This window comes from Duganella violaceipulchra (assembly GCF_019166075.1).
GTDB classification, from domain to species: domain Bacteria; phylum Pseudomonadota; class Gammaproteobacteria; order Burkholderiales; family Burkholderiaceae_D; genus Rugamonas; species Rugamonas violaceipulchra.
In genome coordinates, this window is record NZ_JAHTGR010000165.1 from 1 (window position 1) to 328 (window position 328).

Here is a 328-nt window from a genome sequence, read left to right on the forward strand (position 1 = left end):
TGGTTGCCGACAAGGCCCCTTCTTCCGCCCCTGCTTGCGCGATCACGTACGCCACCAGCCGCTTGTCGCCCGGCTGGTCTTCGCGTGCGATCACAATCGCATCGCGCACGCCTTCGCAGGCCGCCAGTCTGGCTTCGATCTCGCCCAGCTCAATCCGGAAACCACGGATCTTGACCTGGAAGTCGTTCCTTCCTACATACGCGATGTTGCCATCGGCTAACCAGCGGCCCAGGTCGCCGCTCTTGTATAGCCGCGCTTCCGCCTGCGCACTGAACGGATCCGGCAGGAAGCGCTCCGCAGTCAACTCCGGCCGATTCAGGTAGCCGCG

1 protein-coding gene is annotated in these 328 nt (G+C 64.0%); it reads right to left on the reverse strand.

Annotation, left to right across the window (positions count from 1 at the left end):
* The coding region (locus KVP70_RS35875) for an AMP-binding protein (protein ID WP_217946744.1) at positions 1-328 on the reverse strand (328 nt) is incomplete at both ends.